Genomic DNA, 11,582 nt, shown 5'->3' with positions numbered 1-11,582 from the left:
GCTTGCCTGTTTGAGTTGCACCCTTCTTACCAATTGAAGTAACTGGTTCAGCTGTCGGAGCAACTGGTGTCACAGTTGGTGTGTAGGTTGCTGAAGCTTTAGTTCCGTTCACATCTTCACGAACAACTGTAACTGCTGGGGCAGTTCCAACGAATGATTTTTCTGGGACGAAGGTTACCGTTCCATCAGCTGCTACTGTGTAAGTACCAACGCCTTCAACGGTCTTAGTGGTTGATCCATCATCGAAGGTTGCTGGAACATCATCATTCATTGGTACACTTGGTTGACCAGGTGTGAAGTTTGGTTTACCTGATTGGGTTTGACCTTGGAGGTCTGTAGATGTTGCTGGCTCAGCTGTCGGTGTTACAGGTGTCACAGTTGGTGTGTAAGTCGCAGAAGCTTTTGTTCCGTTCACATCTTCACGAACCACTGTTACTGCTGGGGCTGTTCCGACAAATGATTTCTCAGGTACGAATGTAACTGTTCCGTCTGCTGCAACTGTGTAAGTACCAACACCGTCCACTGTCTTAGTAGTAGAGCCATCGTCAAAGGTTGCTGGAACATCATCATTCATTGGCACATTTGGATCACCTTCAGTGAAGCTTGGTTTACCAGATTGTGTTTGACCTTGGATATCTGTAGATGTGGCATCTTCTGAAATTGGGACAACAGGAGTAATCTTAGGTGTATAAGTTGTTTCTACTGTAGTTCCATTTGCATCTGCTGCTTGAACCTTAACTGGAACCACATCACCTGAGTAAGACTTATCAGTTGGTGTGAAGGTTACAACACCTGTTTCCTTATCAACTGTGAAAGTACCGATAACGTCACCGTTTGGTGATTTCGCAACTACTGAAGCAGCTGGTTGACCATTTTCATCAAGAAGGGTAATTGTATCCTTATCGATTGCAACAGCTGGATTTCCTTCAGTAAAGGTTACTGTTCCAGTTTGTACAAGTCCTTGAGGGCCAGTAGATTCGGCTGGTGTAGCCGTTGGTGTCACAGGTGTCACAGTTGGAGTATATGTCGCAGAAGCTTTAGTTCCGTTCACATCTTCACGAACAACTATAACTGCTGGGGCAGTTCCAACGAATGATTTTTCTGGGACGAAGGTTACCGTTCCATCAGCTGCAACTGTGTAAGTACCAACACCGTCCACTGTCTTAGTAGTAGAGCCATCGTCAAAGGTTGCTGGAACATCATCATTCATTGGTACACGGCTGTCACCTTCAGTAAATTCAGGTTTGCCTGTTTGAGTAGCACCTTGGATATCTGTAGATGTCGCTGGGGCTGCTGTTGGTGTTACAGGAGTCACTGTTGGGGTGTACTTAGCTGTGATTTCAGTTCCATTCTTATCAACACGTTTAACAGTCACACCTGTTCCTGTTCCAGTAAATGATTTCTCTGGGACGAAGGTTACTGTTCCATCTGGTGCAACAGTGTAAGTTCCTTCACCCTCTACTGTCTTAGTTGTTGAGCCATCTTCAAATGTAGCTGGTACATCATCATCCATTGGCACATTTGGATCACCTTCAGTGAAGCTTGGTTTACCAGATTGTGTTTGACCTTGGATATCTGTAGATGTGGCATCTTCTGAAATTGGGACAACAGGAGTAATCTTAGGTGTATAAGTTGTTTCTACTGTAGTTCCATTTGCATCTGCTGCTTGAACCTTAACTGGAACCACATCACCTGAGTAAGACTTATCAGTTGGTGTGAAGGTTACAACACCTGTTTCCTTATCAACTGTGAAAGTACCGATAACGTCACCGTTTGGTGATTTCGCAACTACTGAAGCAGCTGGTTGACCATTTTCATCAAGAAGGGTAATTGTATCCTTATCGATTGCAACAGCTGGATTTCCTTCAGTAAAGGTTACTGTTCCAGTTTGTACAAGTCCTTGAGGGCCAGTAGATTCGGCTGGTGTAGCCGTTGGTGTCACAGGTGTCACAGTTGGAGTATATGTCGCAGAAGCTTTAGTTCCGTTCACATCTTCACGAACAACTGTAACTGCTGGGGCTGTTCCGACGAATGATTTCTCTGGGACGAAGGTTACTGTTCCATCTGGAGCTACTGTATAGGTACCAACACCATCAACTACCTTAGTAGTAGAGCCATCGTCAAAGGTTGCTGGAACGTCATCATTCATTGGTACACGGGCGTCGCCTTCAGTAAATTCTGGCTTACCTGTTTGAGTAGCACCTTGAATATCTGTAGATGTAGCAGGGTCTGCTGTTGGTGTTACAGGAGTCACTGTTGGTGTGTACTTAGCTGTGATTTCAGTTCCATTCTTATCAACACGTTTAACAGTTACGCCTGTTCCTGTTCCAGTAAATGATTTTTCTGGGACGAAGGTCACTGTTCCATCTGGTGCAACAGTGTAAGTTCCTTCTCCCTCTACTGTCTTAGTTGTTGAACCGTCTTCAAAGGTAGCCGGTACATCATCATCCATTGGCACATTTGGATCACCTTCTGTGAAAGTTGGTTTACCAGATTGTGTTTGACCTTGGATATCTGTAGATGTGGCATCTTCTGAAATTGGGACAACAGGAGTAATCTTAGGTGTATAAGTTGTTTCTACTGTAGTTCCATTTGCATCTGCTGCTTGAACCTTAACTGGAACCACATCACCTGAGTAAGACTTATCAGTTGGTGTGAAGGTTACAACACCTGTTTCCTTATCAACTGTGAAAGTACCGATAACGTCACCGTTTGGTGATTTCGCAACTACTGAAGCAGCTGGTTGACCATTTTCATCAAGAAGGGTAATTGTATCCTTATCGATTGCAACAGCTGGATTTCCTTCAGTAAAGGTTACTGTTCCAGTTTGTACAAGTCCTTGAGGGCCAGTAGATTCGGCTGGTGTAGCCGTTGGTGTCACAGGTGTCACAGTTGGAGTATATGTCGCAGAAGCTTTAGTTCCGTTCACATCTTCACGAACAACTGTAACTGCTGGGGCTGTTCCGACGAATGATTTCTCTGGGACGAAGGTTACTGTTCCATCTGGAGCTACTGTATAGGTACCAACACCATCAACTACCTTAGTAGTAGAGCCATCGTCAAAGCTTGCTGGAACGTCATCGTTCATCGGTACACGACTGTTACCTTCAGTAAAGCTTGGTTTACCTGTTTGAGTCTGACCTTGTTTCCCTGTTGTTTCAACTGCTTCTGCCATCGGTGTCACAGGAGTTACTGTTGGTGTGTAAGTAGCTGAAGCTTTGGTTCCGTTCTTATCTTCACGGACAACTGTTACTGCTGGTGCTGTTCCAACGAATGATTTCTCAGGTACGAAGGTTACAGTCCCATCTGCTGCTACTGTGTATGTACCAACACCTTCAACTGTCTTAGTTGTTGATCCATCGTCAAAGGTTGCTGGAACATCTTCGTTGATTTCAACAGTTTTCTCAACGCCATCAACTGTTACAGTTCCACCCTTGAATTCAGGTTTACCTGTTTGGGTAGCACCTTGAATATCTGTTGTTTCTGCTGGTGTCGCAGTTGGTGTTACTGGAACAATCTCTGGTGTATAAGTTGTATCCACCTTGATACCGTTTGAGCTTTCAGCTTGAACCTTAACTGGAGTCACTTTACCTGTATAAGATTTATCAGTTGGTGTGAAGGTTACTTGACCAGTCGCTGAATCGATAGTGAACGTACCAATTTCAGTTGTTCCATCTTCAGCAAAGGCTGGTGTGCTTGAAACTTCGTTACCATCATTATCCAAGAGTGTATAGCTATTCTCTTTAATCGTGATTGCTTTATCTTGACCATTTACTTGAACAGTTGCACCTTCAAAGGTTGGTGTTCCTGTTTGAGTAGCACCTTGGATATCTTTAGATGTAGCTGGCTCAGCTGTTGGAACAGCTGCTGCAACTGTTGGTGTGTAACTAGCATCTGAAGTGATGGTTGTTGTCTTACCATCTTCATTTGTAATCGTCGCTGTCGCTTGGACTTTCACTCCAGTTGCAGTACCGACAAAGTCTTTTTCAGGTGTGAAGGTCACTGCTCCTGTAGTCGGATCAATTGCGTAGGTTCCTTCACCTTCAACAGTTACTGTTGTTTCATCTGTTGGTTGACCTGTTGCAGGATCAATCAACTTCTTACTTGTAATTTGAGCAGTCTCATCATCACTCAAAGCAAATGTAGGCGTTTCTGTTTGAGGTACATTTTGAATGTCTTCAGAAACTTTATTTGTTGGAGTAAGAGTGACTGGATTTACAGTTGGTGTGTAGGTTGCAGAAGCTTTGGTTCCGTTCTTATCTTCACGAACAACGGTTACGGCTGGGGCAGTACCAGTAAAGCTTGGTTCTGGAACAAATGTTACTGTTCCGTCTGCTGCTACTGTGTAAGTACCAACGCCTTCAACGGTCTTAGTGGTTGATCCATCATCGAAGGTTGCTGGAACGTCATCGTTCATTGGTACGCGGCTGTCGCCTTCAGTAAATTCAGGTTTTCCAGTTTGAGTAGCACCTTGAATGCCTGATGTTTCTGCAGGTGTTGCAGTTGGTGTTACTGCAGTTACAGTCGGTGTATATGTTGCAGAAGCTTTGGTTCCGTTCACATCTTCACGAACAACTGTCACAGCTGGGGCTGTTCCGACGAATGATTTCTCAGGTACGAATGTAACTGTTCCGTCTGGTGCTACTGTGTAAGTACCAACGCCTTCAACTGTCTTAGTTGTTGTTCCATCGTCAAAGGTTGCTGGTACATCATCGTCCATTGGTACACGGCTATCACCTTCAGTAAATTCAGGTTTACCTGTTTGAGTCTGACCTTGTTTATCTGTTGTTTCAGCTGGTGTCGCACTTGGGGTTACTGGAGTCACAGTTGGTGTGTACTTAGCTGTGATTTCAGTTCCATTCTTATCAACACGTTTAACCGTCACGCCTGTTCCAGTTCCAGTAAATGTTTTTTCTGGGACGAAGGTTACTGTTCCATCTGGTGAAATAGTGTAAGTTCCCTCACCATCTACTGTCTTAGTTGTTGTTCCATCTTCAAAGGTTGCTGGTACATCATCGTCCATTGGCACATTTTCATTACCTGGTGTGAAGCTTGGTTTACCTGTTTGAGTAGCACCTTGGATATCTGTAGATGTGGCATCTTCTGAAGTTGGTACGACTGGAGTAATCTTAGGTGTGTAGGTTGTTTCTGCTGGTGTACCATTTGTATCCTTGGCTTGAACCTTAACTGGAATCACATCACCTGAGTATGACTTATCAGTTGGTGTGAAGGTTACAACACCTGTTTCCTTATCAACTGTGAAAGTACCGATAACGTCACCGTTTGGTGATTTCGCAACTACTGAAGCAGCTGGTTGACCATTTTCATCAAGAAGGGTAATTGTATCCTTATCGATTGCAACAGCTGGATTTCCTTCAGTAAAGGTTACTGTTCCAGTTTGTACAAGTCCTTGAGGGCCAGTAGATTCGGCTGGTGTAGCCGTTGGTGTCACAGGTGTCACAGTTGGAGTATATGTCGCAGAAGCTTTAGTTCCGTTCACATCTTCACGAACAACTGTAACTGCTGGGGCTGTTCCGACGAATGATTTCTCTGGGACGAAGGTTACTGTTCCATCTGGAGCTACTGTATAGGTACCAACACCATCAACTACCTTAGTAGTAGAGCCATCGTCAAAGCTTGCTGGAACGTCATCGTTCATTGGTACACGGCTGTCACCTTCAGTGAAGCTTGGCTTACCTGTTTGAGTTGCACCTTGGATATCTGTAGATGTCGCTGGTTCTGCTGTTGGTGTTACTGGTGTCACAGTTGGTGAGTAGGTTGCAGAAGCTTTAGTTCCATTCATATCTTCACGAACAACTGTCACTGCTGGGGCTGTTCCGACGAATGATTTCTCAGGTACAAATGTAACTGTTCCGTCTGGAGCTACTGTATAGGTACCAACACCATCAACTACCTTAGTAGTAGAGCCATCGTCAAAGCTTGCTGGAACGTCATCGTTCATTGGTACACGGCTGTCACCTTCAGTGAAGCTTGGCTTACCTGTTTGAGTTGCACCTTGGATATCTGTAGATGTCGCTGGTTCTGCTGTTGGTGTTACTGGTGTCACAGTTGGTGAGTAGGTTGCAGAAGCTTTAGTTCCATTCATATCTTCACGAACAACTGTCACTGCTGGGGCTGTTCCGACGAATGATTTCTCAGGTACAAATGTAACTGTACCATCTGCTGCTACTGTGTAAGTACCAACACCTTCTACTGTCTTAGTTGTTGATCCATCGTCAAAGGTTGCTGGAACATCTTCGTTGATTTCAACAGTTTTCTCAACGCCATCAACCGTTACAGTTCCACCCTTGAATTCAGGTTTACCTGTTTGAGTAGCACCTTGAATGTCCGTTGTTTCAGCTGGTGTAGCGGTTGGTGTTACAGGCACGATTTCTGGTGTGTAAGTTGTATCTACTTTGATACCGTTTGAGCTTTCAGCTTGAACCTTAACAGGTGTTACTTTACCTGTGTAAGACTTATCAGTTGGTGTGAAGGTTACTTGACCTGTTGCAGAATCAATCGTGAATGTACCGATTGGTGTTGTTCCATCTTCAGCGTAAGCTGTTGTACTTGAAACTTCGTTACCGTCATTATCCAACAATGTGTAGCTGTTATCTTTAATCGTGATTTCTTTATCTTCACCATTTACAGAAACAGTTGTACCAGCAAAGGTTGGAGTACCGGTTTGAGTTGCACCTTGAACATCTTTAGAAGTTGCAGGGCTTGCAGTTGGAACAGCAGCTACCACAGTTGGTGTGTAAGTCGCATCTGAAGTAATGGTTGCAGTATCGCCGTTAGCATTTGTAATTGTTGCAGTTGCTTGAACGGTCACACCTTTAGCAATACCAACAAAGTCTTTTTCAGGAGTGAAGGTTACTGCTCCAGTTGTTGGATCGATTGTATAGCTACCTTCACCTGCTACGGTCACAGTTGTTTCATATGTCGGTTGACCAGTCGCTGGATCCACCAATTTCTTGCTTGTGATTTCAGCAGTCTTATCGTTGCTCAAATCAAAGGTTGGTGTTTGTGTTTGAGGAACATTTTGAAGGTCTTCAGAAACTTTATCTGTAGGAGTTACTGAGATTGGTGTTACAGTTGGGGTATAAGTAGCTGAAGCTTTAGTTCCGTTCATATCTTCACGAACAACAGTTACGGCTGAAGCCGTACCAGTAAAGTTTGGTTCTGGAACAAAGGTCACTGTTCCATCTGAAGCTACTGTGAAAGTACCAACACCATCAACTACCTTAGTAGTAGAGCCATCGTCAAAGCTTGCTGGAACGTCTTCGTTGATTTCAACAGTTTTCTCAACACCACCAACTGTTACAGTTCCACCCTTGAATTCAGGTTTACCTGTTTGAGTCGCACCTTGAATGTCAGTTGTTTCTGCTGGTGTTGCTGTTGGGGTTACAGGAACGATCTCAGGTGTGTAAGTTGTATCCACTTTGATACCGTTTGAGCTTTCAGCTTGAACCTTGGCTGGGGTTACTTTCCCAGTGTATGATTTATCTGTTGGTGTGAAGGTTACTTGACCTGTTGCAGAATCAATCGTGAATGTACCGATTGGTGTTGTACCATCTTCAGCATAAGCTGGGGTGCTTGAAACTTCGTTACCATCATTATCCAAGAGAGTATAGCTATTCTCTTTAATCGTGATAGCTTTATCTTCACCATTTACTTGGACAGTTGTTCCTGCAAAGCTTGGTGTCCCCGTTTGAGTCGCCCCTTGAACATCTTTAGAAGTTGCAGGGTTTGCAGTTGGAACAGCAGCTACTACTGTTGGTGTGTAACTTGCATCTGAAGTAATGGTTGCAGTCTTGCCGTTGGCATTTGTAATCGTAGCAGTTGCCTGAACAGTAACACCTTTTGCAGTTCCGACAAAGTCTTTTTCAGGTGTGAAGGTCACTGCTCCTGAAGTCGGATCGATTGTGTAAGTTCCTTCACCTGCTACAGTCACTGTTGTTTCATCAGTTGGTTGACCTGTTGCTGGATCTACCATTTTTTTACTTGTAATTTTCGCAGTCTTGTCGTTACTCAAATCAAAGGTTGGTGTTTGTGTTTGAGGAACGTTCTGAACATCTGCAGAAACTTTATCTGTAGGAGTCACTGTGATTGGTGTGACAGTTGGAGTGTACTTAGCAGTTGCAGTCTTAAGAGCATTATCTGGTACTCTACCATCTTTGTCACGACCAACTGGAGCCGTAAGAGAAACTGTTACACCCTTGGCAGTCCCAGTAAATCCTGGTTCTGGTACAAAGGTAACCTTTCCAGTTATATCGTTTAAATAGTATATTCCTTCTCCTTCTACAGTCAAAACAGGATCAATGATGACATTTCCAGTCGTTGGATCGACAAACTTAGCCGGATAATCAAAATCAGGTGTGATTTTAACTTTCTCACCATTACTATTTGTTCCTTCAATAGCGAATTCTGGAGTACCAGTTTGACTAGCTCCTTGAACATCTGTAGATGTCTTATCTTCCCCTTCAAGTTCCTTCGGAGTAACAGTTGGAATGTATAGACCATCCATGTTATCCAAGACGTCATTGATAGAAGGAAGGGCTTCTTTGTCTTTTGAGAACCAATCAGTTGTATAGCCATTGTTATCCGTACGACGGATTGAAATACCATCTGCTGTTCCTACAAAGTTATCTTCAGGAATAAACTCAACATCAACATCTGTACCATTGGCAGTGATCTTGTATTTTCCTTGACCAGCAACAGCATAATAACCATCTGCTCCTGGAGTAACAACTTGTTTCGTTTTGTTGTCGATCATAACCGGAGCAACGGATTCATCGATCACAGCATTTTCAGTACGGCTGTATTTTGACAAACCTTGAGGCGTAAAGGCTACAGTTGCAGATTGTTTAGCACCTTGAACGCCTGTTGTTTCCTTACGTTCCCCTTTTGGTGGATAGGTAACCTGAGTCAAGAAGTCTTCCACTTCACCAGAAAGAGCCATACCGGTTGGACTTTCAATTTCTTTAGCATTCTTCGCAATACGGACACGAACACCTAGTTCATTTACACTTGGATCAACAAGAGCAGGAGCATTATTGAACTTCAGTTCAACATTTCCATCTTTTGTAATTGTAGCAAGATCAGAGCGCTCATTGTCATCGAATTTACCATTTTGGTTAAAGTCAACCCAAGCATAGAGATAGGCCTTATCAGCACCATCCGTATGAGCTTGAACTGTTAAAGTGTAATTTCCAGGACGAGTTCGGTCCATCTTGATCATTTCATTTGTTGAACCCTTAAGTTCTTCTGGTAAAATCTGATCAATCCCTTCGTCAGCTATGGTTGAATTATCATCTCCCATCCAATCATTGGTATTATCTTCATCCATATCAGGACTAACATTACCTAAATATGGTTGAGAAGTCTTGGCTCCTGTAACGCCATCTACAGTACCGATAGAGTGGATGGCTTTTCCATAAGATTCAGGTGCATCACCAGCATCTAATGGGAAGAACCCGAGCATAGCAGATTGTTTACCAGAAGATGTGATATACAAACCAATTTCAGACGCTCCACGCGTCATGACAAGTGGAACAGAGAAAACAGAAGCAGAAACATTCGGTCCAAATACTCCTGTGCCAAGACCTCCTGTTGTCAAATCAGGATTACCAAAATACTTCCAGGCAGGTAACGGAGCTTTATCATTTCCAACATAGGTGCTATCACGTAATAATTTTAAGTTTTGACCATAGATTGCTACACCGTCAACATTTATCGAGTTAGGAGTTCTCTTGGTTGGATCAAAAAGATCATTTGTATTTTGTGGGACATAGGTTCTCGTGTTTTTATTATTGTTTTTCAGCCACTCACCAACATGTTCCCAACCCGTACCATTCGTTGTAAATGTTACTAATTCACCCGGGTTAGCTGATTCACCATCTGCCATGACAATAGCTGGTTTTACAACTTTACCTTTATAGGTTGCAGAAATTTCAAACTGAACTCCAATATTACCACCTTTCAATTCTGATGAAATGGTTGTAATTTTATCTTTAGTATCAATACCTTCATGACGAATTTCAGTCCATTTATTTTGAGCCTCGGCAATAATTTTGGCTTCTTCACCGTTTGCTGCTGCTTTTTTAGTAACGGGGTCAGATGTACCATTCATATAACCATTCTTTGCATTAGGGTCATAGGTTGCTTTTTCTGCATCAGTGGCCCCTTGTTTTTCCATCCGATTCTTATAGATTTCAGTGGCTTGGAAAGGTTTCAATGATTTTACTTTAATAGTAACTACATAACCAGGCATGATCTCCTTAGTATATGTAGCTCCAACTTCAAGAGCAAGCTGACCACTTGCTGTTGTAGAAGCTCCCGTCCAGTTAGCTGTATCTCCAAAGTCCAACCAATTGATTTGTTTTACTAGTTCTTTAGCATTAAGATCAGAGAATCCTGGTTTTTCTACTTTTGGAGTTGATGTTGCGTCTTCTACATCATCTCCGATGAGGTTTGGATCATTACTATCACCCAATGCGCGGCGATTACGACGAGAACGGGCAGGTGTAACAACTGGTGCTTCACTTGTTTCTACGCTAGGTGCTTGAGCATTTGCAGTTACCTCAGCGCTAGCAGTTGATAATTTAGAATCTTTACCTGAATCTGATTCAATATTCGTAGTTGCTGTCTCAGTGGCTGTTGCTGCTAATTCATTGCCTGCAGAAAGTGCTGAAGTATTTGTCAAACCGTTAGCAACTACCACATTCTCTGATGAGGCTTGAGCTATAGAAGCTGACTCCTGATTCTTGGTTTCTGATGCTTCACTAGATGAAGTCGTTGATTGAGCAGTTCCACTAGCGTTAGCTGTCGATTGAGCAGCTTCACTTGTAGCATTTGCTTGGCTAGCTGCAACCTCAGTTGCAGTTTCACTTGCTGCTTCATTCGCAATCGTTGATGCCAACGTACTATATAGCTGTGCATCTTGACTTGTAGGGGTAGCAGCACTTGCTACACCTTCTGTTTGAGCTTCTGTAGTTGACTCGTCTGCTGAAACTTGGTTAGCAGTACCAACCATTACAAGAGTTCCAAGTAAGACAGAGCATACACCTACATTGAGTTTACGAATTGAAAATCGACTTATACGATCATTAAATAAATCTTTACCCACTTTGGTAATCCTCCACACTTAACATTTAAGTATCTCACCCCTCAATGAGATTAAAAGTATTTTAAAATACTAATCGTTAAACATTCTAACAAATTTCCTAATATTTGTGAAAACATTTGCTCAAATTTTATAGAAATACATTCAACAAAATCAGTGAAAACGATTTTTCGTTGTATATATATAAAATTACGCAAGTTTAAATGAAGGAAAATGTATATATATCAGTTTTTAGAATTATCTGTAAAAAGTAATTTAAAGTTTCATTATTTTCAAGAAAGCGATTATCTTAATTAACCGTAGATTAATGAATTCAAGAGAAATGATTAGATTTCTAAATCTTAATGATTATACTCAACTTCATAAAACTTCTTTTTAGTATCTTTTTGAAAGTTCCTAGTGGAATTAATAAATTTCGTAGGCACTCTTAAAATAAAATGTGATTAGAACAATTTAT

General features: G+C 42.4%; 1 protein-coding gene. It reads right to left on the bottom strand.

The features are described from left to right. The coding region (locus RWZ99_RS04405; RefSeq protein WP_314676683.1) for a CshA/CshB family fibrillar adhesin-related protein at positions 1-11,128 on the bottom strand (11,128 nt) is incomplete at its 3' end. Positions 11,129-11,582 lie beyond the last annotated feature (454 nt).

The sequence above is a fragment of the uncultured Streptococcus sp. genome (assembly GCF_963545685.1).
Taxonomy (GTDB): domain Bacteria; phylum Bacillota; class Bacilli; order Lactobacillales; family Streptococcaceae; genus Streptococcus.
This window is presented reverse-complemented; position numbering and strand designations above follow the sequence as displayed.